General features: G+C 73.6%; 23 protein-coding genes and 5 pseudogenes. 12 read left to right on the top strand and 16 right to left on the bottom strand.

Annotated features, from left to right (window positions below; all coding sequences use genetic code 11):
• Positions 1-80: 80 nt before the first annotated feature.
• Positions 81-467: a choline/carnitine O-acyltransferase gene (locus BJF79_RS60050; protein WP_262402073.1), complete on the top strand. Its 387-nt coding sequence runs from the start codon at positions 81-83 to the stop codon at positions 465-467.
• Here BJF79_RS60050 and BJF79_RS15255 read toward each other — a convergent pair.
• The 7 genes from BJF79_RS15255 to BJF79_RS60055 all read right to left on the bottom strand — a co-directional run bounded on the left by BJF79_RS15255 (position 464) and on the right by BJF79_RS60055 (position 4,764).
• A complete protein-coding gene (locus tag BJF79_RS15255) occupies positions 464-1,033 on the bottom strand; it encodes an antibiotic biosynthesis monooxygenase (protein ID WP_075898071.1) in 570 nt (189 codons plus the stop codon). The genes BJF79_RS60050 and BJF79_RS15255 overlap by 4 nt on opposite strands.
• Positions 1,034-1,142: 109 nt before the next feature.
• Complete coding sequence (locus BJF79_RS15260) at positions 1,143-2,336, bottom strand: ABC transporter permease (protein WP_075898073.1); 1,194 nt, start codon at positions 2,334-2,336, stop codon at positions 1,143-1,145.
• Complete coding sequence (locus BJF79_RS15265; protein WP_075898075.1) at positions 2,333-3,055, bottom strand: ABC transporter ATP-binding protein; 723 nt, start codon at positions 3,053-3,055, stop codon at positions 2,333-2,335. The genes BJF79_RS15260 and BJF79_RS15265 overlap by 4 nt, the downstream gene beginning before the upstream one ends.
• A complete protein-coding gene (locus tag BJF79_RS15270; RefSeq protein WP_262402059.1) occupies positions 3,052-3,978 on the bottom strand; it encodes a peptidoglycan-binding domain-containing protein in 927 nt (308 codons plus the stop codon). Before BJF79_RS15270 ends, BJF79_RS15265 begins: the two co-directional genes overlap by 4 nt.
• A gap of 59 nt (positions 3,979-4,037) precedes the next feature.
• Positions 4,038-4,229, bottom strand: a complete 192-nt coding sequence (locus BJF79_RS53285) for a hypothetical protein (protein ID WP_143219942.1) — start codon at positions 4,227-4,229, stop codon at positions 4,038-4,040.
• Positions 4,226-4,591: a hypothetical protein gene (locus BJF79_RS15275; RefSeq protein WP_262402060.1), complete on the bottom strand. Its 366-nt coding sequence runs from the start codon at positions 4,589-4,591 to the stop codon at positions 4,226-4,228. The genes BJF79_RS53285 and BJF79_RS15275 overlap by 4 nt, the downstream gene beginning before the upstream one ends.
• Positions 4,588-4,764: a hypothetical protein gene (locus BJF79_RS60055; RefSeq protein WP_262402061.1), complete on the bottom strand. Its 177-nt coding sequence runs from the start codon at positions 4,762-4,764 to the stop codon at positions 4,588-4,590. The genes BJF79_RS15275 and BJF79_RS60055 overlap by 4 nt, the downstream gene beginning before the upstream one ends.
• 170 nt (positions 4,765-4,934) lie before the next feature.
• On the opposite strand from BJF79_RS60055, the gene BJF79_RS15280 reads away from it, so the two are divergent.
• Both BJF79_RS15280 and BJF79_RS15285 read left to right on the top strand, forming a co-directional pair.
• On the top strand, positions 4,935-5,591 hold the full coding sequence (locus BJF79_RS15280) for a response regulator transcription factor (RefSeq protein WP_075898077.1): 657 nt from the start codon (positions 4,935-4,937) through the stop codon (positions 5,589-5,591).
• Positions 5,588-6,838, top strand: coding sequence for a sensor histidine kinase (locus BJF79_RS15285; RefSeq protein ID WP_075898079.1), 1,251 nt, complete (start codon positions 5,588-5,590; stop codon positions 6,836-6,838). Before BJF79_RS15280 ends, BJF79_RS15285 begins: the two co-directional genes overlap by 4 nt.
• Before the next feature lie 64 nt (positions 6,839-6,902).
• Here the strand turns inward: BJF79_RS15285 and BJF79_RS60060 are convergent, their stop codons facing one another.
• Positions 6,903-7,682: an AraC family transcriptional regulator gene (locus BJF79_RS60060; RefSeq protein ID WP_262402062.1), complete on the bottom strand. Its 780-nt coding sequence runs from the start codon at positions 7,680-7,682 to the stop codon at positions 6,903-6,905.
• 287 nt (positions 7,683-7,969) lie between these two features.
• Here BJF79_RS60060 and BJF79_RS15300 point away from each other — a divergent pair, with 287 nt between their 5' ends.
• The 7 genes from BJF79_RS15300 (at position 7,970) to BJF79_RS15330 (ending at position 13,183) form a co-directional block, all read left to right on the top strand.
• A complete protein-coding gene (locus BJF79_RS15300; RefSeq protein WP_075898083.1) occupies positions 7,970-9,175 on the top strand; it encodes an ATP-binding protein in 1,206 nt (401 codons plus the stop codon).
• Between the two features lie 140 nt (positions 9,176-9,315).
• A complete protein-coding gene (locus tag BJF79_RS15305) occupies positions 9,316-9,750 on the top strand; it encodes a roadblock/LC7 domain-containing protein (protein WP_262402063.1) in 435 nt (144 codons plus the stop codon).
• Complete coding sequence (locus tag BJF79_RS15310) at positions 9,747-10,100, top strand: DUF742 domain-containing protein (RefSeq protein WP_075898085.1); 354 nt, start codon at positions 9,747-9,749, stop codon at positions 10,098-10,100. Before BJF79_RS15305 ends, BJF79_RS15310 begins: the two co-directional genes overlap by 4 nt.
• On the top strand, positions 10,078-10,701 hold the full coding sequence (locus tag BJF79_RS15315; RefSeq protein ID WP_075898087.1) for a GTP-binding protein: 624 nt from the start codon (positions 10,078-10,080) through the stop codon (positions 10,699-10,701). Before BJF79_RS15310 ends, BJF79_RS15315 begins: the two co-directional genes overlap by 23 nt.
• Complete coding sequence (locus BJF79_RS15320; RefSeq protein ID WP_075898089.1) at positions 10,698-11,918, top strand: cytochrome P450; 1,221 nt, start codon at positions 10,698-10,700, stop codon at positions 11,916-11,918. Before BJF79_RS15315 ends, BJF79_RS15320 begins: the two co-directional genes overlap by 4 nt.
• Before the next feature lie 54 nt (positions 11,919-11,972).
• Positions 11,973-12,407, top strand: coding sequence for a hypothetical protein (locus BJF79_RS15325; RefSeq protein ID WP_143219943.1), 435 nt, complete (start codon positions 11,973-11,975; stop codon positions 12,405-12,407).
• A 29-nt stretch (positions 12,408-12,436) separates the two neighbouring features.
• A complete protein-coding gene (locus tag BJF79_RS15330) occupies positions 12,437-13,183 on the top strand; it encodes an MBL fold metallo-hydrolase (RefSeq protein ID WP_075898093.1) in 747 nt (248 codons plus the stop codon).
• Positions 13,184-13,195: 12 nt separating this feature from the next.
• Here BJF79_RS15330 and BJF79_RS55415 read toward each other — a convergent pair whose 3' ends face one another.
• The 4 genes and pseudogenes from BJF79_RS55415 to BJF79_RS15350 form a co-directional block, all read right to left on the bottom strand.
• Positions 13,196-13,483 carry an STAS domain-containing protein gene (locus BJF79_RS55415; protein WP_075898095.1) on the bottom strand — a complete coding sequence of 96 codons (288 nt, stop codon included), beginning with the start codon at positions 13,481-13,483 and terminating at the stop codon, positions 13,196-13,198.
• A gap of 270 nt (positions 13,484-13,753) precedes the next feature.
• A pseudogene (locus tag BJF79_RS15340) lies at positions 13,754-15,810 on the bottom strand (xanthine dehydrogenase family protein molybdopterin-binding subunit).
• Positions 15,807-16,808, bottom strand: coding sequence for an FAD binding domain-containing protein (locus BJF79_RS15345; protein WP_075898097.1), 1,002 nt, complete (start codon positions 16,806-16,808; stop codon positions 15,807-15,809). Before BJF79_RS15345 ends, BJF79_RS15340 begins: the two are co-directional and overlap by 4 nt.
• On the bottom strand, positions 16,805-17,350 hold the full coding sequence (locus BJF79_RS15350) for a 2Fe-2S iron-sulfur cluster-binding protein (protein WP_262402064.1): 546 nt from the start codon (positions 17,348-17,350) through the stop codon (positions 16,805-16,807). Before BJF79_RS15350 ends, BJF79_RS15345 begins: the two co-directional genes overlap by 4 nt.
• 273 nt (positions 17,351-17,623) lie before the next feature.
• Between BJF79_RS15350 and BJF79_RS60065 the strand changes: the two are divergent.
• Positions 17,624-18,286: pseudogene (locus BJF79_RS60065) on the top strand (terpene synthase family protein); the annotation flags it as partial.
• A gap of 392 nt (positions 18,287-18,678) precedes the next feature.
• Positions 18,679-19,365, top strand: a pseudogene (locus tag BJF79_RS60070) (terpene synthase family protein); the annotation flags it as partial.
• A gap of 181 nt (positions 19,366-19,546) precedes the next feature.
• Here the strand turns inward: BJF79_RS60070 and BJF79_RS50925 are convergent.
• From BJF79_RS50925 to BJF79_RS15375, 4 genes and pseudogenes are all read right to left on the bottom strand, one after another.
• Positions 19,547-20,194: a sulfite exporter TauE/SafE family protein gene (locus BJF79_RS50925; RefSeq protein WP_075898099.1), complete on the bottom strand. Its 648-nt coding sequence runs from the start codon at positions 20,192-20,194 to the stop codon at positions 19,547-19,549.
• Between the two features lie 115 nt (positions 20,195-20,309).
• A pseudogene (locus BJF79_RS60075) lies at positions 20,310-20,480 on the bottom strand (sulfite exporter TauE/SafE family protein); the annotation flags it as partial.
• A gap of 10 nt (positions 20,481-20,490) precedes the next feature.
• Complete coding sequence (locus BJF79_RS15370) at positions 20,491-21,048, bottom strand: rhodanese-like domain-containing protein (RefSeq protein ID WP_075898101.1); 558 nt, start codon at positions 21,046-21,048, stop codon at positions 20,491-20,493.
• A gap of 14 nt (positions 21,049-21,062) precedes the next feature.
• Positions 21,063-21,319, bottom strand: a pseudogene (locus BJF79_RS15375) (hypothetical protein); the annotation flags it as partial.

Below are 21,319 nucleotides of genomic sequence, written 5' to 3' on the forward strand. Positions count from 1 at the left end.
GTCGTGACGCCGGAGGTGCTGCGGTTCGCCGAGGTCATGGACGACCCGTCCGCCGGCGCGGACGCTCCCGCCGCGACGCGCTGCGCGCCGCCGCCGACGCGCACGTCCGGCGGGCCAAGGAGTGCCGGTCGGGGCAGGCGCCGGAGCAGCACCTGTGGGAACTGCAGCTCATCGCGAAGCGGCGGGGGGACACCGAGCCGCTGCCGCTGTTCGACTCCCCCGGCTGGACCGTCATGCGGGACGACTACCTGAGCACCAGTTCGGCGCCGTCGACGAACATCCGGTACTTCGGGTTCGGGTCGACGAGCGAGCAGTGCATCGGCGTCGCGTACGTCCTGCTCCCGGACCGCTTCAACGTCTACCTGAGCACGCCGCGCCCGGTGGCGGACGCCATGTACGGCTTCGCCGACCGCCTCCGCGAAGCCGTCCGCGAACTGCGGGAACTCCTGGAGGGGGCGACTGGCTAGTGCCCGGGGCGGGCCGCTCGGGGCGTCCGCCGCACGGGGTACAGCCAGCGGCGCAGCAGTCGGCTCAGCCCCGGCATGATCAGCAGCGTGAGGAGCGGGACGACGATCGCGGGGAACATCATCGCCTTCAGCGGCAGCGGCCAGCCCTGCGCGTGCGGGGTGACGAACGCCTGCAGCAGGAGGCTGAGCGGGTAGACCGCGCAGAACGTCACGACGATCATCTTGAGCCTGGACGGCGCGGGCACCGACTCCCCCGGGAGGCTGAACCACGTCTCCAGGCCGGTCGTGTGGTGCCGGTGCTCCTCGGCGATGCCGCCGAGCCGTCCGAGCAGGTCGTGGCGTTCGGGCGAGTCGAGCCAGGTGTCGAGGCTGTCGCGGTCGTCGAACCGGACGAGCGTGTAGTAGCGGTGCCGACCGCCTTCGGCGCGCAGCCACATCGCGTCCTCGTGCCCGGGATACCGGCTCGCGGCGTCGTGGATCGCCCCCGCCCAGCGTTCGAAGTCGCGCTCGCGCCCGGGCTTGACGTCCCAGGTGAACACGACCGTCACGGGCTCCCGCTGCTCCATACCCGGAACCTCACCGCTGCGGCGCGTCCCAACCTCCGTTGAGCTGCGGCGTGTTGCCCTTATGAGCGGCCGGATAAGGGCAACACGCCGCAGGTCGACGGGAGGACGGTCAGCTCGCGAGCGCCTCGGTCGGGGAGAGGCGGGAGGCGCGGATCGCCGGGTAGAGGCCGGCGACGGCGCCGATGAGGAGGGTGGCGAGGATCCCGCCGCCGACCGCCCAGAGCGGCACCACCACCGGCCAGCCCTGGTACATCGCGTAGATCGCGGTGATCAGGGTGCCGATGAGCGCGCCGCCGAGCCCGCCGAGCGAGGACAGCAGCAGCGACTCGGTGAGGAACTGGGTGCGGATCTTTCCGCGGGTGGCGCCCAGCGACCGGCGCAGGCCGATCTCCGCGCGCCGTTCCAGCACCGAGATGACCATCGTGTTGGCCACGCCGACGCCGCCGACCAGCAGCGCGACCGCGCCGACGCCCAGCAGCAGGCCGGTGAACGCCTCGCCCGCGGCCTGCCGCGCGGCGAGCGCGTCGGACGGGCGCGACACCTCGACCTCGTTCGGCGCCTCCGGGTTCGCGGTGGGGCCGAGCACGCCGCGGACGGCCTCGACCGCGGACTCCCGCGACCGGGTGTAGACGGTCGTCGCGTGCCCGTCGAAGCCGAGTTCGGCGCGCGCCGCCCGCCAGCCGACCAGCGCGGCGGCGTCCAGTTCGGGCGCCAGGGCGGCGGGCCGCAGGATGCCGATGACGGTGAAGTACTCGCCGCCGATCAGGACCTGGACGTCCGGTCCGGCGCGTCCGATGCCGAGCCGCTCGGCGGCCTTCGCGCCGAGGACCGTCGTGGGGAAGCTTCCGGTCGCGTCGTTCAGCCAGACGCCGCTCGCCAGCTCGGCGCCGACGGCGGCGCGCAGGTCGGTGCGGGCCGCGTACGCGCCGATGCCCTTGGTGTCGCTCTCGGGGATCTCGCGGGTCCGGTACACGCCGACGTCCTTGAGCAGGGCGATCGCCGACACCTCCCGCACCGGCGCGATCCGCTCCACCATCGTCTCGGCCGCCAGCGGAAGCTGCGCCTCCTCGCCGCTCATGGTGCTGCCGGGCCCGACGGTGAGCAGGTTCGTGCCGAGCGCGTCCAGCGCGCGGTCCAGGTCCGCGCGGGACGAGGACGACACACCGACGACGGCGACCATCGCGGCGATGCCGATCGCGATGCCGAGCGCGGACAGGAACGCCCGCATCGGCCGCGTCCGCAGCCCGACGGCGCCGACCCGGACGACGTCGCGCGGCCACATCCGGGCGGGCTGCAGGCTCATCGCCCCACCCCCGCCCGCCCCGACGCCGGATCGGCCGCCGGGTCCGTCGCCGGGTCCGTCGCCGAGTCGGACCGGACGAGGCCGTCGCGCATCCGGACGCGGCGCGGCAGCCCGGCCGCGATCTCCCGGTCGTGCGTGATGACGACGACGGTGGTGCCCGCGCCGTTCAGCTCGCGCAGCAGCGCCATCACCCCGTCGCCCGAGACGGAGTCGAGCGCGCCCGTCGGCTCGTCCGCCAGCAGCAGCGCCGGTTCCCCGGCGAGGCCCGTCGCGATCGCGACGCGCTGCCGTTCGCCGCCGGACAGCTCGTGCGGCTCGTGGTCCAGGCGGTGGCCGAGCCCGACCCGGTCGAGCGCGGCGGCGGCGCGGTCGCGGCGGGCGCCGAGCCGCAGCCCGCGGTAGAGCAGGCCGTCGGCGACGTTGTCGAGCGCGCGCGTCCCGGACGCGAGGTGGAACTGCTGGAAGACGAACCCGATCGTGGACGCGCGCAGCGCCGACAGCTTCGCGTCCGGGAGCCGTCCCACGTCGTGCCCGTCGATGTGGACGGTGCCGGACGTCGGGCGGTCGAGCGTGCCGAGCACGTGCAGCATCGTCGACTTGCCGGAGCCGGACGGCCCGACGATCGCGACGAGCTCGCCCGCCGCGACGTCCAGGGACACCCCGCCGAGGGCCCGGACACCGCCGGGATACTCCTTCGTCACGTCCCGCAGCGCGATCATTCCGACGTCCCCACGACCGTGCCCGCGGCGATGCCGGGGCCGGAGATCTCGACCTTGCCGTCCGCGAACAGTCCGGTCTCGACCGGGACGAACGCCGACGTCGAACCCTTGACGACCTCCACGCCGAACCCGCCCTCGCTCAGCGCCACCAGCGCCGTCACCGGGACGGTCAGGACGTTCTCGCGCTGCCCCGCGGTGAACGTGACGTCCACCGAGGCCAGCGCGTACTCCTTCGCGGCCTTCGCGGCCGCGCCGGAGTCGAGCCACACGGTCACCTCCACCTTCGTGGTCGGCTCCGCGCCCTGCTCTCCCGGATCGATCACGGTGGTGACCTCGTCGATCTCCGCCTCGACCGTCTCGTTCTCCGGCAGGACGACCTCGACCGCCGACCCCTTCTTCGCCATCCGCTGCTCGGAGGTTTCGAGTTCCACCGTCACGGCCTTCACGGTGCCGGTGTAGTCGAGCACCTTCGTGCCGGGGCCGACGGGCGCGCCGACGTCCGCCTGGAGGCTGTCCACCCGGACGGCGCCGCGCGCGAACATCACCCGTCCCGGTTCGACGATCCCGGTCTCCTCGACGCCGATGTCCTCCTGCCATTCCCGGACGGCCGCGGCGGTGGCGCTCGAATACTCGTCGTCGACCGTGAAGCCGTCGTAGCCGAGCGCGCTCAGGTTCACCTCGAACCGCTTCACGTCCGAGCCGTCCGTCCCGACGGTCAGCGGCCGGTAGGCGGGCTTCGACCCGTACATCAGGACGACCGGGTCGCCGTTCACCTCGTACAGTTCGCGGCCGCGATCGATCACCGAGCCGCTCGCGGGCAGGTCGGTGAGGGTGCCTTTCACCCCGGCGGACGCGGTGTAGGTGGGGCCGTAGCCGAGTTCGCCGTCGACGGTCTCGGTGTCCTTGAGCGTCTGCTCGGCCACCTCGGCGGTGTGCGGCGGGAGCCCGGTCGCGGCCGCCTCGCCCGTCCCGCCGCCGCCGTTCAGCGCGACGAACGCGGCGGTCCCGCCGACGGCGGCGACGGCCGGCTCGCGAGCGCGATCCGCAGCCGCGGCCTGCGGCGGCGGGACGCGCGCCGTCCCGCCGCCTCGCCGTTCTCCTTGCCGTCCCGACCCGGGACGGTCCGCGCGGCCGGTTCCGCGGGCGCGGTGCGGGCGGCGGGCCGGATCCTCACTGCCCGACCTTCCGTCCGCCGCCGCCCTGCAGCACCTCCTTGCATTTATCCTGCGCCGCGTCGAAGTCGGGATCGCCGCCGACCTTCTGGTCGATCCGGATGCCGCGCTGGTTCGGCTCCGGGTCGGGGAAGGCCTCGACGCCGTTCTCCCGCATGCACTCGGCGTGCTTGCGCGCGCGTTCCTGGTCCTCCGCGTTGGGCGGGCCGCCGCCCTGCTCCATCGGGTTGAACTCGCGGCACGCCTCCTGCGCCTTGTCCATGACCTCCTTCTTGATCCCCTTCGCGTTGAGCCTGAGCGCCCCGTCGGGGCCCGGGTCGTCCATCTGCACGCCGTTCTCGCGCATGCACTCGGCGAACTTCACGCCCATCTCCTGCGGGCTGAGGCTGCTCTTCCCGGCACCGGCGCCGCTCCGGCGGCGGTCTCGCCGCCCGCCGACGCCACGCCGGGCTCCTCGCCGTCGCCGCCGCACCCGGCGAGCGTCAGGGCGAAGGCCAGCGGCAGCGCCGCGAGGACGCCACGGGTCCGTAGTCGCATATCGGTCGTCTCCTCGTTCCGCGACCGGATCGATTCCGGCCGGACGGAAGGCGATGCAACCGGTCCGCGCGTTTCCCCTCCGTTTCCTGCGGCCGCTCCCCGATTCCTTACGGAAAGGAAACGCGGCACGGAGCACCATGTCCCTCGTCCGTCGAACGGAGAGGCGACACATGCGGGTGCTGGTGGTGGAGGACGAGCGGTTGCTCGCCGACGCGATCGCGGAGTGGCTGCGCGGCGACGCGCACGCCGTCGACCTCGCCCACGACGGGGCCGCGGCGCTCGAACGCGTCCACGTCAACGACTACGACGTGGTCGTCCTGGACCGCGACCTGCCGCTCGTGCACGGCGACGACGTCTGCCGCGCGCTCGTCCGGGCCGACGCGTCCGCGCGGGTGCTGATGCTGACCGCCGCGGCGGAGATCACCGACCGGGTGGACGGGCTCGGCGTCGGCGCCGACGACTACCTCACCAAGCCGTTCGCGTTCCCGGAGCTGGCCGCGCGGGTGCTGGCGCTCGGCCGCCGGTCCCGCCCGGCGCGCTTGCCGACGCTGCGGCGCGGCGGCATCGCGCTGGACCCGGCGCGCCGGGAGGTGTTCCGCGACGGCCGGTACGTGCCGCTCGCCCGCAAGGAGTTCGCGGTGCTCGCCGAGCTGCTGCGCGCGGACGGCGGGGCGGTGTCGGCGGAGCGGCTGCTGGAGAAGGCGTGGGACGAGCACGCCGACCCGTTCACCGGCGCGGTGCGGCTCACGATCCTGAAGCTGCGGCGCAAGCTCGCCGACCCGCCGGTCATCGAGACGATCAAGGGAGCGGGGTACCGGATCCGGTGAGCGACGCGGCGCGCGTCCGGCAGGTCTCGTTGCGGGCCAGGCTGACGCTGACCTACGGCGGCCTCTTCCTGGTCGCGGGGGTGGTGCTGCTCGGCGTCACCTACGCCCTGTTCACCCAGGAGATGTCGAAGACCCCGAACGCCACGTATCTCGCCAAGACGTCCGCCCCGCCGACGTCGGACGGCACGGCGGGGCGGCCCGTCCGGACGGCGGCCGCGGAAACCGACGCGGCCCCGGACGGTGAGCTCCACATCACGATGGAAAGGCTCGTGCGCGCCCAGCGGAAGGAGGTGCAGGACGCGGCCGTCACCTCGCTCGTCACGCAGGGATCGCTCGCGCTGCTGGTCGTGGGCGGGGCCGCGGCGGGGTTCGGGTGGCTGATCGCCGGGCAGATCCTCGCGCCGCTGCACCGGGTCACCGACACGGCGCGGCGGATCGCGGCGGCGCCCGCCGCCGACCGGGGCCTGCACGAGCGGATCGCGCTGCGCGGGCGGCGCGACGAGGTCCGCGAGCTGGCCGACACCTTCGACACGATGATCGACCGGCTCGACCGGTCGTTCGACGGGCAGCGCCGGTTCGTCGCGAACGCCTCGCACGAGCTGCGCACCCCGCTGACCCTGGGCCGGGCGATGGTCGAGGTCGCGATGCACCGCCGGTCGGCGTCGCCGGACGTCCTGGCGCTGGGCGAGACGCTGCTGCAGATCAACGCGCGGCACGAGCGGCTGATCGGCGGGCTGCTGCTGCTCGCCCGGTCGGAGAACGAGATCGTGAACCCGGCGCCGCTGGACCTCGCGGACGTCGTCGCGCACGTCGCCGAGCAGACCGGGGGCGAGGCGGCGACGGCGGGCGTGACGGTGCGGGCCGACGCGGACGAGGCCGTCACGTCGGGGGACGCGCTGCTGCTGGAACGTGTCGTCCAGAACCTGGTGGAGAACGGCATCCGGCACAACTCGGGCGAGGACGGCTGGGTGCGCGTCGCGTCGCGGACGGCGGGGGCCCGCGTGGTGCTGGAGGTCGCGAACTCGGGCCCGCCCGTGCCGCGCTACGAGGTCCCGGCGCTGTTCGAGCCGTTCCGGCGGCTCGATGACGACCGGGTGGTCACAACGAAGGGCGCGGGGCTTGGGCTGTCGATCGTCCAGTCGATCGTGCGGGCGCACGGCGGCACGGTGACCGCCCGGCCGCGGACCGGCGGCGGCCTCGACGTCACCGTCACGCTCCCGGGCTGCCGTCAGCCGCTCCCCGCCTGATCGCGCCGGGCGGCGCGCCGCAGCTCGCGCGGGCTCACCCCGAAGCGGCGCCGGAACGCGGTGCTCAGCGCCCCGGCGGAGGAGAACCCGGCGGCGTGCGCGAGGTCGGGGTGATCGACACGCCGCGGTCGGCGGGGTCGCGGAGCCGGTCGCGGACGAGCCGCAGCCGCTCCTCGCGGATGAGCGCGCGCGGCGTCGTCCCCGCGCGCTGCAACGCGAGCTGGATCTGCCGCAGCGACCAGCCGAGCTGCTGCGCCATCACGCGTCCGGTGAGGCCCGGGTCGGTGGCGTGCGCCCGCACGTAGCGGCGCACGACCGTCTCGACCGCGGCGAGGTTCCCGGGCGCGGCGGAACGTTCCGCCGCACGACCCGCGACGACCATGCGGAGCAGCTCGCCGATCCGGTCGCAGGCCGCGTCGAACTCGGGCGCGCCGAGCACGTCCGCCTCCGCCGCCACGGCCCGCACCATGTCGGCGACCACCCTGCCGAGCCCCGCCGACACGTCCACGAGAACGACCGACGACCGCGCCGCGGCCGCCAGCTCCCCCACCGGAACGGCCAACCCCACGACCTCCCCGGAGACGGCGCGCACAAGGTCGGATCGCCCGACGGACGATCCCCCCGCGAGCGGCCGCTGGGCACCGGCGCGTTCGGGGGGTACGCGGGCCGGTGGCGGGGGGAGCAGGGCGGCGGTTCCGGGGGGCAGGCGGGTTTCGGTGCCTTCCCAGGCCAGGACGGCTTCGCCGCCGGGGGGCGGGAGCAGGAGGCGGCCGGCGTCCGGGGGCGGAGCGGCGGGGTCGTCTGGCCGGTACCGGACGATCCGGTAGGCGACGCCGTCGCCCATCCGCGCCTCCGCCCGCACCCGCCGTTCAGCTGCCGTACCGCCGCAGGTCAGCGTAGCGGGATCAAGGCCGGAAACCCGGGCAAACTACCGGAAAGTAACTCCATTACGGGGGACGGAGATCATCCGTGCGCGTGCGGGCGGGTTTTCTGCGCGCGCGCACAAGCACCCAGGCCCGGGGCGTCCTACGGTCACCAAATCGCGACATTTCATCACTGTCCGATAACCCGCCCCCGGCCTCGGACGGCCCGCACCCGCCGCGGCCGTTCTCCCCTGCGCACGAGGAATCGATGGAGCACATCCTGTGGGCGGTGGCACTGGCCGCCGTGGCCTGCGCCGCCGCCGTCCTGCTGGCCCGGCAGCGCCGGTCGACCGCCGGGCTCCGCGACCGCAACGCCGAGCTGTCGGACACGCTCGAACTGCGCGAGCGGGAGCTGCGGCATCTCGCCGCGGTGCGGTTGCCCGAGCTGTCGGAGTCGCTGCAGAACTCGGCCGTCCGGGTGAGCGGTCCGCTGCATCACCGGCTCGACCAGAAGGACCCCCGGTTCGCGCAGGACGTGCAGAAGATCATCGACCTGTTCGGCGGGTCGGTCCGGCGGGTCGGCGAGCACGCCGCGCTGGCGAGCCGCTCGGCGGGACGCTCGATGATGCGCACGATGCAGAGCCTCGCCAACGAGCAGCAGCTCGCCATCTCCACCATGCAGGAGCGGCACGACGACCCCGACGTGCTCGAAGGGCTGCTGCGCATCGACCACATGAACGCGCAGATCGGCCGCCGGGCGCAGGCCATGGCGGTGCTGAGCGGGTCGTGGCCGGGCCAGCAGCGGTCGGCGTCCTCGCTGAGCGACGTGGTGCGCGGCGCCACCTCGCGCGTCCGCGACTACCTGCGCGTCAACGTGCAGAACCCGGTGAACCTGGCGGTGACCAGCCGGGCCGTGGAGCCGGTCGTGCTGGCCGTCGCCGAGCTGCTCGACAACGCCGCCCGGCACTCCCGGCCCGACACGATGGTCGAGGTCAACTTCCAGACCACGCACAACGGCGTCGCCATCATGATCGACGACGCCGGGGTCGCGATGACGCCCGAGGAGCTGCAGCGGGCGGGCGAGCGGCTGTCCGGCGAGGTGCCCTCGGACGTGCAGTGGCTCGGCGACCCGCCGCAGGTCGGGTTCGCGGTCGCGGGCGTGCTCGCCGCCCGGTACGGGTTCTCGGTGTCGGTCGACACCCGGTCCCCGTACGGCGGGGTGCGCGCGGTGGTGCTCGTGCCGAACGCGCTGCTCACCCCGGTTCCGGACGGTCCGCGCACGGGCTCGGCTGCACAGCAGCCCGCCCGCCGTCGCGTCCGGTGGACGCGGGGCCGTCGCGCGGCAGCGGCGCCGAGACCGTCACCGCGGGCGGGCTGCCGAAGCGCAGCCGGGTCGCGGTCGCCGAGCGGGAGCCGGTCGAGGAGCCGCGACGGGCGCGACGGGCGCGACGAGGGCCGGCGCGGGCGCCGGTGACGAACCGCCGGCGCGGCCGGCACGAGAGATCGCCGCGGGCCTCGGCGCCTGGCAGCGGGGAACGCGGTCCGGCCGCGAACCGTCCGATGACGCGGGCGCCTCCGATGACGCGGGCGCTCCGAGGGCGGGGACGCGCGGCCATGAACGAGGGGTGGAACGGCTCGATGGACGACGGTGTGAACCGGCTCGGCTGGATGCTGGACGACGCCCTGCGAATGCCCGGGACGCGGTACGCGATCCTGCTGTCGGCCGACGGGCTGCTGATGGCGCACTCGGAGCGCATCGGACGCGACGACGCCGAGCGGCAGGCGGCGGGGATGGCGGGGCTGCAGTCGCTCGCCCGCAGTACCGCCGAGTTCTGCGGGGATCCCGGCACCACCTGGCGGCAGACGATCAGCGAGTTCGACGACGGGTACGTGTTCCTCGTCGCGGCGGGCCCCGGCGCCTACCTGGCGGTGTCGGCGGGGCTGGACGTCGACATGGAGACCGTGTCGTTCCGGCTGCAGGAACTCGTGCAGCGGCTCGGCAAGGAGCTGACGAGCCCGCCCCGACCGGACGCGGGCGGCGCGGCGTGAACCGCCGCCGCAACGAGCGCGCGCTGGTGCGTCCGCACGTCGTCACCGGCGGCCGGGCGCACCCGACCCGCAACGTCTTCGACCTGGTCACGCTGGTCACCGCGAACCTCGACCGGCCGCTGACCGGGCTCAGCCCGGAGAAGCTGCGGATCGTGGAGCTGTGCCGCGGCGGCGCCCTGTCGGTCGTGGAGATCTCCGGGCATCTGGAGCTGCCCGTCGCCGTCACCAAGGTGCTGCTGTCGGACCTGGTCGACGACGGCCACCTCACCACGCGGGCCCCGGCGCCCGCGGCGCGGACCCAGGCCCGGCTCCTGCAGGAGGTGCTCGATGGACTCCGCGCGACCCTCTGACCCGTCCGGCGACGGCTCCTACCCGGGCGGACGGTACGTGCGCGACACCGTCCGGACGGCCGTGAAGGTCCTCATCGTGGGGCATTTCGCCGTCGGCAAGACCACCTACGTGGGGACGCTGTCGGAGATCCGGCCGCTGCGCACCGAGGAGCGGATGACGCAGGCCGGGGCGACCGTGGACGACCTCGCCGACATCAGCGGCAAGACGACCACGACCGTCGCGATGGACTTCGGGCGGCTGACGCTCAGCGACGACCTCGTCCTGTACCTGTTCGGGGCGCCCGGGCAGCAGCGCTTCACCCGGCTGTGGAACGACCTGGCGCGCGGGGCGCTCGGCGCGCTGATCCTCGTCGACACGGCCCGGCTGGACCAGTCGTTCGCCGTCATGGACATCGTCGAGAAGCAGGGCCTGCCGTACGCGATCGCGGTCAACCAGTTCGAGGGCGCGCCGTCGTTCCCGGAGGAGGAGGTGCGCGAGGCGCTCGACCTCGCCCCGCAGACCCCGCTGGTGACGTGCGACGCCCGCGACCACGCGTCGTCCACCAAGGCCCTGATCGCGCTCGTCGACCACCTTCTCTTCCTCGACCGGGAGGCCATGTGAGCGCGTCGGGCGGCGGGCCGGAGCGGACGAAGCTGTACGGCCCGGAGTTCGCCCGCGATCCCGGCGCGATCTACGACCGGCTGCGCCGCGAGCACGGCGAGCTGGCCCCGGTGGAGTTGGCGCCGGGCGCGGACGCGACGCTCGTCATCGGGTACGACGCGGCGCTGGAGGTCATGCGCGACACCGGCACGTTCCCGCGCGGCGGCGCGGAGTGGCAGTCGACCCTGCCGCCGGACTGCGCGGTCCTGCCGATCCTCCTGGACCGTCCGAACACCCTGTCGGCCAACGGCCCGGTGCACGCCCGCCTCCGCACGGTCATCACCGACAGCCTCGCGCGGGTCGACACGTTCGCGCTGCGCGGCTACGTCGAGACCAGCGCGGACCGGCTGATCGACGCGTTCGCGGGGAAGGGCGCGGCGGACCTGGTCGCCGACTACGCCCGGCCGCTGCCGCTGCTGGTGTTCAACGAGCTGTTCGGCTGCCCGTCGGAGATCGGCGACCGGCTGCTGCGCGGCGTCAGCGGCATCTTCGACGGCGGCTACGACGGGCTGACGGTCGAGGAGGCCAACGCCATGCTCGGCAAGGCCGCCCGCGACCTGGTGTCGCTCAAGCGGGAACGGCCGGGCGCGGACGTGACGTCGTGGATGATGAACCATCCGGCCGGGCTCGACGACGAGGAGATGGCCGAGCAGCTCACCCTCCTGCTCGGCGCGGGCACCGAACCCGAGCAGAACCTCGTGGCGAACGGGCTGCGGCTGCTGCTGTCGGACGACCGGTTCGGCGGCAACCTCGCGGGCGGCAGCCTCCCGGTCGAGGACGCCCTCGACGAGATCCTGTGGACCGACCCGCCGATGGCGAACTTCGGCGCCACCTACCCGCGCCGCGACCTGAACTTCCGCGGCCACTGGCTGCCCGCGCACCTGCCCGTCGTGATCAGCTACGCGGCCGCGACCACCGACCCGACGCGCGCGTCCGCACGCGCCGCCGGGAACCGCGCCCACCTGGCGTTCGCGGCCGGCCCGCACGGCTGCCCCGCGAAAGGCCAGGCGCGGGTGATCGCGTCGCTGGCGATCGAGCGCCTCCTCGACCGGCTGCCCGATCTGGACCTGGCCGTCCCGGTGGACGAACTGCGGTGGCGTCCGGGCCCGATCCACCGCGCGCTCGTCGAACTGCCCGTCACGTTCCCGGTGGAGGACGTTTTCCCGTCCGCGCGATGATTCCGCCGTGTGCCGCCGGTCACTCCTTCGACGAACCGGACGATCGGAGAAGCGATGCGCAACACCGGACTCGAAAAGCTCGACGGGCTCGTCGGCACGTGGACGATGAACCTGTCGGACGCCCCGTTCCTGCCGCCCGGCACCGAGGTCCCGGGCACCGCGACGGTCGAGTGGCTCGGGGAGGCGTTCCCGATCATGCGGATGGAGTTCGACGAGGGCGGTACCACCTCGGAGACGACCGTCGTGTTCGGGCGCAGCGACGCGAACGACGCCTACGTCGCGCTCTACCACGACGAACGCGGCGTGTGCCGTGAGTTCGCGATGACGTTCGAGCACGGCCACTGGACGATGCTGCGCGAGGACCCGGACTTCCACCAGCGTTTCGTCGCCGACGTCGAGCAGGACCGGATCCTCGGCCGCTGGGAGGCGTCCGAGGACGAGGGGAAGACCTGGCGGAAGGACTTCGACCTCACGTTCGTCCGCGCCTGAACGGACGGGCCGCGTGGGAGACTCGCCGGATGAGCGCCGATCTCCGGCTGACCGTGCTCGGCTCGGCCACCCCCTACCCCCGCCCGGGCAACCCGTGCTCCGGATACCTGATCTCCGCCGGAGAGACCCGCCTGTGGACGGACGCGGGCAGCGGGACGCTCGGCGAGCTGCGGCGGCACGTGCGGCTCGACGAACTGGACGGCGTCTGGATCTCGCACCTGCACGCCGACCACGCCGCCGATCTGCTCACCGCCTACTACGGCCTGCTCTACGCCGACATCGAACGGGCCGCGCCGCTCCCGCTGTTCGGCCCGCCGGGGATCGCCGACCGGCTGGCCCACTTCCTGACGAACACCTCGCGGCGCAGCCCGGTCGAGTCGGCGTTCGCCGTCCACGAACTGCACGACGGGCACCGGGCGTCGGTCGGCGAACTGGAGCTGACGTCGCGGGCGGTCGAGCACGGGATGCCCGCGTTCGCCCTGCGGGCCGAGGCGGGCGGCCGGTCCCTGGTCTACTCGGGCGACTGCGCGCCCTGCGACGGCCTCGCCGCGCTCGTCCCGGGCGCGGACGCGCTGCTGTGCGAGGCCGACGGGCCCGAGCCGAGCCCCGCGCACCACACCCCCGAGCAGGCCGGGGACGGCGCCGCCGGGGCCGGACGGCTGATCGTCACGCACGTCGGGCCGTTCCTCGCCCCCGGCGACGCGGTCGAGCGGGCGGCCGGACGGTTCGACGGCCCCGTCGAGCACGCGGAACCGGGCGCGACGTTCGTCCTCTGACGCCCGGCCCGGTCACGCCCGGGGGCGGCAGTGCACCTCCAGGCCGGGGACCGCGTCCCAGCCGATGAGGCGGACGAGCCGGTCGATGTGCGCCGACACCGAGTGCAGGACGAGCAGGTGGCCGTGGTCGCCCAGGTCGCGGGCGGCGCGGGCGAACGCGCGCAGGCCCGCGACGTCCACGAAGTCGACGCCGCGGAGGTCGATGTGGACGTCGCCGCCCGCGCGCGCTGCGCACCGCGCAGCGCGCGGGTCAGGGCGGGCACGTTGGAGACGTCGATCTCGCCGGTGAGCCGCAGCCACGGCGAGCCGGTACCGGCCGCGATGTGCAGCAGCGGCGAGTCGAGTTCGACGAGGTCGTAGCGGGGCGACGCCCGCTCGGGACGCGGCGCACCCGATTCGGAATCCCCGCCGGTGATCCGCCAGACCGTCATCCGCTCCTCGCCTTTCGGGCGGGACGCTCGCATCACTTCGATGCCGCCGGAGCGGACCCGCATGTCCCAGGTTCTCACCTCGTCCGGCTCCGTGCCCTCACCTGACGGGAAAACGTGGGGCGTTCGGTTGATCACATGATCAAAGTTGTGGGAGCAGACGTGCCGGAGTGATCGGCAGATCCCGGACACGGACGCCCGTCGCGTGGTGGACGGCGTTGGCGATCGCCGCCGCCGCGCCCACGATGCCGATCTCGCCGATGCCCTTGGACCCCATCGGGTTGAGATGCGGGTCGATCTCCTCGATCCACGCGGCGTCGACGTTGCGGACGTCCGCGCAGGACGGCACGTGGTACTGCGCGAGGTCGCGGTTCAGGTAGTCGCCGAACTCGTCGTCCATGACGCTCTCCTCCATCAGCGCCATGCCGATCCCCATCGTCATGCCGCCGATGAACTGCGAGCGCGCGGTCGTCGGGTTGATGATCCGCCCGGCCGCGAACACGCCGAGCATCCGCGGGACGCGGACCTCGCCGGTGTCGACGTCCACCTCGACCTCCGCGAACTGGGCGCCGAACGCCTGCCGCGCGTACTCCTCGCGGGCCTTCAGCTCGGCGGCGGTGTCGGCGGCCGCCTCGATCCCCGCGGGCGGCACCTCCCCGTTCAGCCGTCCGCGCAGCGACTCGCAGGCGCGCACCACGGCCGTCCCCCAGCTCGCGGTGCCCGACGAACCGCCCGCGACGGACGCGGCGGGGTGCGCGCTGTCGCCCAGCTCGATCCGGACGGCGTCCAGGTCGCCTTGAGCGTCTCCGCGGCGATCATCCCGAGGGCGGTGCGGGCGCCGGTGCCGATGTCGGCGGCGGCGATCCGGACGGTGAACGTCCCGTCGGGCTCCGCGCGGGCGATGGCCTTGCCGGGGCTCTGGTAGGCGGGGTAGGTGGTGGCGGCGACGCCCGTGCCGAGCAGCTTGCGGCCGACCCGGCGGACGCCCGGCGCGGGGTCGCGGTGGTCCCAGCCGAACCGCTCGGCGCCCTCCCGCAGGCAGGCGACCAGGTTGCGGGAGCTGAACGGCTTGCCGCTCTCCGGCTCGGTTCCGGTGTCGTTGCGGACGCGCAGCTCGATCGGGTCGACGCCGGTCGCGACCGCGAGCTCGTCCATCGCCGACTCCAGCGCGTACATGCCGGGGGTCTCGCCGGGCGCCCGCATCCACGACGGCGTCGGCACGTCCAGCGCCACGAGCCGGTGGGACGTGCGGCGGTGCTCGGCCCGGTACATCGTGCGGGTCGGCGTCGCGGTCTGCTCGGCGAACTCCGTGACCGTCGAGGTCTGCTCGAACACCTCGTGCGTGATCGCGTTGAGGCACCCGTCGGCGTCCGCGCCCAGCCGGAGCCGCTGCACCGTCGGGGTGCGGTAGCCCGTCGTGGCGAACATCTGCTGGCGCGGCACCGCGAACTTCACCGGACGCCCGACGGCCCGCGCCGCCATCGCGGCGAGCACCACGTTCGGACGCGGCGTCCCCTTCGACCCGAACCCGCCGCCGACGTGCGGCGACACGACCCGCACCCGCGACGGGTCGAGGCCGAAGATCGGCGCGAGGGTCGACTGCACGGCCGACGCGCCCTGGTTCGAGTCGTACAGGACGAGACTGCCGTCCTTGTCCCAGTACGCGAGGGTCGTGTGCGGTTCCATCGGGTTGTTGTGCTCGGCCGGAGTCGAATAGGTCGCGTCGATGCGCACGACGGACGTGGAGAAGCCCCGGTCCGGGTCGCCCTTCTCGGTGTCGGGCGTGAAACCCGCGTTGACCGCGTCCGGCCGGTACATCCCCGGATGGTCGGCACGCAGCCGGACGTCCGGCTCCTCCTCGGCGTACTCCACCCGGACGTGCCGCGCCGCCTCGACCGCCGTCTCCAGCGACTCGGCGACGACCGCCGCGACGAACTGCCCCCGGTACGACACCGTCCGCGACTGGAACACCGCCAGCTCGCCCTCCGACGCGTCCTCCAGCCGCGGCGCGTTCTCGCACGACAGGACGTCCAGAACGCCCTCCATCGCGCGGGCGCGCGCGTCGTCCACCCACCGGATCTCGCCCTTGCCCACCGCCGCCTGAACCGCCGCCGCGTACGCGACGCCCTCGACCGGATACTCGTAGGCGTACCGAGCCGCCCCGGTGACCTTCTCCCGACTCTCCAACCGCTCCGTCATGAGGCAGCCTCCTGCAACTCGATCAACGTCCGGACGATCAGGTTGCGGGCGAGCGTCACCTTGTAGCCGTTGTCGCGCAGCGGCTCGGCCGCCTCCAGCTCCGCCTCGGCGGCGCGCATGAACGTCTCCTCGGTCGCGGGCGCGCCGCGCAGGACGTCCTCGGCGCGGCGGCACCGCCACGGCTTGTGCGCGACGCCGCCGAGCGCGAGCCGGACGTCGCGGACGACGCCGCCCGTACCGTCCGGGACCGTCTCGCCCACCGTGCGGATCGCCGCCGCGACCGAGACCAGCGCGAACGCGAACGAGGCGCGCTCGCGCACCTTCCGGTACCGGGACGGCATCCGCAGCGGCGGCACCTCGACGGCCGTGACGAGATCGCCGTCCCGCAGGTTCGAGTCGCGTTCCGGTTCGTTGCCGGGGAGCCGGTGGAACTCCTCGAACGCGATGGTGCGTTCCCCGTCGCGGCCCTGCACGCGCACCGTCGCGTCCAGTGCGGCCAGCGCCACGGCCATGTCGGACGGGTGCGTCGCCACGCACGCGGGGGAATGCCCCAGGATCGCGAGGTTGTGGTGTTCGCCCTCCCTGGCCGGACACCCCGTCCCCGGGTCGCGCTTGTTGCACGGCTTGGACGCGTCCTGGAAGTAGGAGCAGCGCGTGCGTTGCAGGAGGTTGCCCCCCACGGTGGCGCGGTTGCGGATCTGACCGGACGCCCCCGTCAGGATCGCCTGCGCCAACAGCGGGTGGGTTTCGCGGACGGTCCGGTCTGCGGCGAGGTCGCTGTTGCTTACGGCGGCCCCGATGACGAGCGTCCCGTCCGCCAGCACCTCGACCTCGTCGTACGGAAGTCGGGAGACGTCCACGAGACGGGTGGGTTCCTCCACCCCGAGACGCATCAGGTCCACCAGGTTGGTTCCGCCGCCCAGGTACAGGGCTCCGTCCTGGTGCAGTTCCAGGGCGTCGGCCGCGTTCGCGGCGCGCTCGTACACGAAGGGCCTCATGTGCGGGACGCCTCCCTGATCCGTTCGGCGACCGCGCCCGGGTCCCGCGCCGCCCGGTTCGTCTCCCCCGCGACGTCGCGCACCGCCGCGACGATCCCGACGTACGCGCCGCACCGGCACAGGTTGCCGCTCATCCGCTCGCGGATCTCGTCGTCGTCGAGGAAGGGGTCGCGCGCGACGTCCGCCGTGACCGCGCTCGGCCAGCCCCGCCGCGCCTCGTCCAGCATCGCCGTCGCCGAGCACAGCTGGCCCGGCGTGCAGTACCCGCACTGGAACGCGTCGTTCTCGACGAACGCCTCCTGCAGTTCGCTCAGCCGCCCGTCCCGCGCGAGCCCCTCCACGGTGACGATCTCCGCGCCGTCGTGCGCGACCGCGAGCGCGAGGCACGCGTTCGCGCGGCTCCCGTCCAGCAGCACCGTGCAGGCGCCGCACTGCCCGTGGTCGCAGCCCTTCTTGGAGCCCGTCAGCCCGAGCGTCTCGCGCAGCACGTCGAGCAGCGACGACCGCGTGTCCACGCGGAGCCGATGCTCGGTCCCGTTCACGATGAGGGTGCGTCCGCGTGCACCGGCCGCACTTCACTGTCCATGGGACCGCCCGTACCCCGTTTCGCGGTCGTGTCACTAGGCTCGGCCGGGAAGCAAAGACTCACCCTAGGTAACTTTGCGCCTGCTGTAAGTTGCGGACCGTCCCCGATGAAAGGCCGGTCGATGCAACCTTTCGAGCTGCCCGACTTCTACGTCCCGTACCCGGCGCGCCTGAACCCGCATCTGGAGGGCACGCGGACGCACAGCAAGGCGTGGGCCCGCGACATGGGCATGCTGGACGAGACGCGCGACCCCGGAACCCCCGATATCTGGGACGAAGCGGAACTCGACGCGCACGACTATCCGCTCCTCTGCGCCTACACCCACCCGGACTGCGACGGTCCGGAACTCGACCTCGTCACCGACTGGTACGTGTGGGTGTTCTACTTCGACGACCACTTCCTCGAAGTTTTCAAAAAGCCGCAAGACCACACGGGCGCGCGCGCGTACCTCGACCGGCTTCCCCTGTTCATGTCGCTGGAGCCCCCGGAGGCGACCAACGCGGTCGAACGGGGCCTCGCCGATCTGTGGGCACGGACCGTCCCGTCCAAATCGGACGCCTGGCGCGAGCGGTTCGCGATCAGCACCGACAACCTGCTCCGCGAGTCGCTGTGGGAACTGCGCAACATCAGCGACGGCCGTGTGCCGAACCCCGTCGAGTACATCGAGATGCGCCGCAAGGTCGGCGGCGCGCCCTGGTCGGCCGACCTCGTCGAGCACGCCGCCGGCGTCGAGATCCCCGAACGGGTCGTGCACACGCGGCCGCTGCGCGTCCTGAAGGACACGTTCTCCGACGCCGTCCACCTGCGCAACGACATCTTCTCCTACCAGCGCGAGACCGAGCGGGAGGGCGAGATCAACAACTGCGTCCTCGTCATGGAACGCTTCCTGGACGTCGCCCCGCAGGCCGCCGCCGACACCGTCAACGACCTGCTCACCTCTCGGCTCCGCCAGTTCGAGAACACGGCCCTCACCGAACTCCCCCAGCTGTTCGAGGACGCGACCCTCGACCCGTCCGAACGCGCGGCCGTCGCCGCGTACGTCAAGGGCCTGCAGGATTGGCAGTCCGGCGGCCACTCGTGGCACGAGTCGTCGAGCCGGTACATGAACGCCAAGAAGCCGATCGGCATGTCGGCCCGCCTGCCTGCGCTCCTCAAGTCGGTCCGGCTGAGCATCCCGCACGTCCCGCACCAGAAGGTGGGCCCGACGCCCCTCCCCGACTTCGACGTCCCATATCTCCCCAGGGTCAACCCGCACCGGGAGCGCGCGGGCCGCAACTGCGTCGCGTGGGCCGCCGAGATGGGAATGTTCTCCCCGCATCCCCGCCTGCCGTCCCGGTCTGGTCCGCCGAGAAACTGCGGGGCTGCGCCCTGGAGATCTGCGCGGCGTCCATCTCCCCCGACGCGTCCGCCGACGCCCTCGACCTCGCCACGCAGTGGCTCGCCGTCGGCACCTACGGCGACGACTACTTCCCCGCCGTCTACAACCGCGACCGCGACATGGCCGGCGCGAAGCTGTTCAACGCGCGCGTCCCCGGCTTCCTCCCCCTCGACCTCGGCGAGACGCCCGCGCCGGAGAACCCCTTCGAGCGGGGCCTGGCCGACCTGTGGCGCCGCACCGCCGCCCCCATGGACGATCGCGGACGGCGCGAGTTCCGCGCCGCCGTCGAGCACATGGTGGAGAGCTGGGTCTGGGAGCTGAACAACCACCTGCAGGGCCGCGTCCCGGATCCCGTCGACTACGTCGAGATGCGCCGCCACACGTTCGGCTCCGAGATGACGATGGCCCTCTCGCGCATCGAGCACTCCACGGAGATCCCCGCCGAGGTGTTCCGCACCCGCACCCTCCGCGAACTCGACGTCTCCGCGATGGACGTCGCGTGCCTCATGAACGACGTCTTCTCGTACCAGAAGGAGATCGAGTACGAGGGAGAGCTGAACAACGGCCTGCTCGCCGTCCAGCACTTCTTCGACTGCGGACGCGACGAGGCCCTCCCGATCGTGAACGACCTCATCACGTCCCGCCGCCGCCAGTTCGAGCACCTCGTCGCGAACGAGATCCCCGCCCTGTGCGACGACCTGGCCCTCGACGCCCGCGCCCGCACGGCCCTCGACGCCTACGTCGAGGAGATCCGCGACTGGATGGCCGGGATCCTCAAGTGGCACCGCGAGTCCGACCGCTACGACGAACGCCCCGTCCGCCCCCGAGACCTGCGCCCCACGGGCCTGGGAACCTCCGCCGCCCGCATGTTCCACCCCCACCCCACCCGCACCTGACCCCGCCCCGGCGGTGGCCGCGTGGGGCGGCCACCGCGGGCCAGGGGTAGGGTGGGTTCAGGAGGGTTTGGGCGGTTGTGAAGGCGGCTACCGCGAAGACGAAGAGGGCGAACCAGCGGCGGAGGCGGTCGGCGTTCACGCGGTGCGCGGCGCGGGCGGCGGCGAGCGAGCCGGCGACCGCGGCGGCGGTGAAGCCGCCGAGGATCATCGGATCGAGGGCGGCGTCGCCCGCGTGGACGGCGAACCCGGCGGCGGCATTGGCCGTGACGATGACGAGCGAGGTGCCGACGGCGGCCGCCATCGGCAGCCCCAGGCCGAGGACCAGCGCGGGGATGACGAGGAAGCCGCCGCCGACGCCGAACAGTCCGGTGAGGAGGCCGACGGCCGTCCCGGCGGCGAGGGACTTCGGCAGGCAGCTCCGCCAGTCGACGCCGCCGCCGGGCAGGGCGCAGGCCCCGCCGGACGGGACGTCGCCGGTGAGCATCCGCGCTCCGGCGACCACCATGAGCGCCGCGAAGCCGAGCATGATCGCGGTGTCGGGGAGCAGGCGGCCCAGGGCGGCGCCGCCGACCGCCGTCGACCGCGCCCGCGCCGCCGACGACGCCCGCGATGCGCCAGCGGACTTCGCGCAGGCGCGGGAGCGCGGCGGTCGCGGAGGAGATCCCGACGACGAGGAGCGACGCGGGGATCGCGGCGGCCGGTGCGAGGCCCGCCCCGTAGACCAGGGCGGGCACCGCCAGGATCGAGCCGCCGCCGCCCAGGAGGCCCAGCAGGACGCCGATCACCGCGCCGAGGGCGAGGACCGTCACCATGGGGCGCGGCTCACCGGTCGCCGAGGGCCGCGCGGACGTCGCCGATGCCGATCCGGGGGCCGCGGTTGTGCGGGAGCTTCGACAGGGCGGTCCCCATCGCGCAGGTGCCGGACAGCCCGGCGAACGTCAGGCCGCCGCCGATGGCTCCGGCGACCCACTTGGCGCGGGGCACGAAGACGCTGGTCAGGACCGAGGTCAGCACGATCGAGCCCGCGACGAGCCGCACCTGGCGTTCGAGGTCCCAGCGGGGGCGTCCGGTCTCGACCGGGGCGTCCGCCGCCTGCCAGGCGGTCAGGCCGCCGGACAGGACGCGCGGCCCGTCGACGCCGAGCGCCTCGGCCGCCTGCTCGGACCGGACGCCGGAGCGGCAGACCAGGACGGTGCGTGCGCCGAGGCGTTCGCGCAGTTCGGCGCGGTGCTCGCGGAGCAGGTCGAGCGGGACGTTCAGCGACCCGGGGATGTGCAGGCTCTCGAACTCGGCCGGGGTCCGGACGTCGACGACGAGCGGTGCGTCCGGGGAGTCGAGCAGGTGGCGGAGGGCGGCGGTGTCCAGGACGTGCGGGGTCACGTTGGTTCCTTTCGTCAGGCGGCGAGGCCGGTCGCGTGGGCGTAGGCGTCGTCGATGTGGACGACGGTGCGTCCCGCTCGTTCGAGGAGGGAGGCGGCGGCCGCGGCGCGGTAGCCGGAGCCGCAGTGCACCCAGACGGTCCCGGACGGGACGTCGCCGAGGAGCGGGCGGGGAGTTCGGGCAGCGGGACGTGGACGGCGCCGGTGACGTGGCTCTCGCGGAACTCGCCGGGCAGCCGGACGTCCAGGACGACGTCGGGGGCGGGGAGGTC

Source organism: Actinomadura sp. CNU-125 (assembly GCF_001942465.1).
Lineage (GTDB): Bacteria > Actinomycetota > Actinomycetes > Streptosporangiales > Streptosporangiaceae > Spirillospora.

Bases quoted from the DNA above. Each gene is read 5' to 3' on its own strand.
- BJF79_RS15345 (WP_075898097.1), bottom strand. From the start codon at position 16,808: ATGAGGCCCTTCGTGTACGAGCGCGCCGCGAACGCGGCCGACGCCCTG.
- BJF79_RS15300 (WP_075898083.1), top strand. From the start codon at position 7,970: ATGGAGCACATCCTGTGGGCGGTGGCACTGGCCGCCGTGGCCTGCGCC.
- BJF79_RS60055 (WP_262402061.1), bottom strand. From the start codon at position 4,764: ATGCGACTACGGACCCGTGGCGTCCTCGCGGCGCTGCCGCTGGCCTTC.
- BJF79_RS15265 (WP_075898075.1), bottom strand. From the start codon at position 3,055: ATGATCGCGCTGCGGGACGTGACGAAGGAGTATCCCGGCGGTGTCCGG.
- BJF79_RS15325 (WP_143219943.1), top strand. From the start codon at position 11,973: ATGCGCAACACCGGACTCGAAAAGCTCGACGGGCTCGTCGGCACGTGG.
- BJF79_RS50925 (WP_075898099.1), bottom strand. From the start codon at position 20,194: ATGCTCGGCTTCGCGGCGCTCATGGTGGTCGCCGGAGCGCGGATGCTC.
- BJF79_RS15305 (WP_262402063.1), top strand. From the start codon at position 9,316: ATGAACGAGGGGTGGAACGGCTCGATGGACGACGGTGTGAACCGGCTC.
- BJF79_RS15315 (WP_075898087.1), top strand. From the start codon at position 10,078: ATGGACTCCGCGCGACCCTCTGACCCGTCCGGCGACGGCTCCTACCCG.
- BJF79_RS15260 (WP_075898073.1), bottom strand. From the start codon at position 2,336: ATGAGCCTGCAGCCCGCCCGGATGTGGCCGCGCGACGTCGTCCGGGTC.
- BJF79_RS15280 (WP_075898077.1), top strand. From the start codon at position 4,935: ATGCGGGTGCTGGTGGTGGAGGACGAGCGGTTGCTCGCCGACGCGATC.
- BJF79_RS15255 (WP_075898071.1), bottom strand. From the start codon at position 1,033: ATGGAGCAGCGGGAGCCCGTGACGGTCGTGTTCACCTGGGACGTCAAG.
- BJF79_RS15330 (WP_075898093.1), top strand. From the start codon at position 12,437: ATGAGCGCCGATCTCCGGCTGACCGTGCTCGGCTCGGCCACCCCCTAC.
- BJF79_RS60060 (WP_262402062.1), bottom strand. From the start codon at position 7,682: ATGGGCGACGGCGTCGCCTACCGGATCGTCCGGTACCGGCCAGACGAC.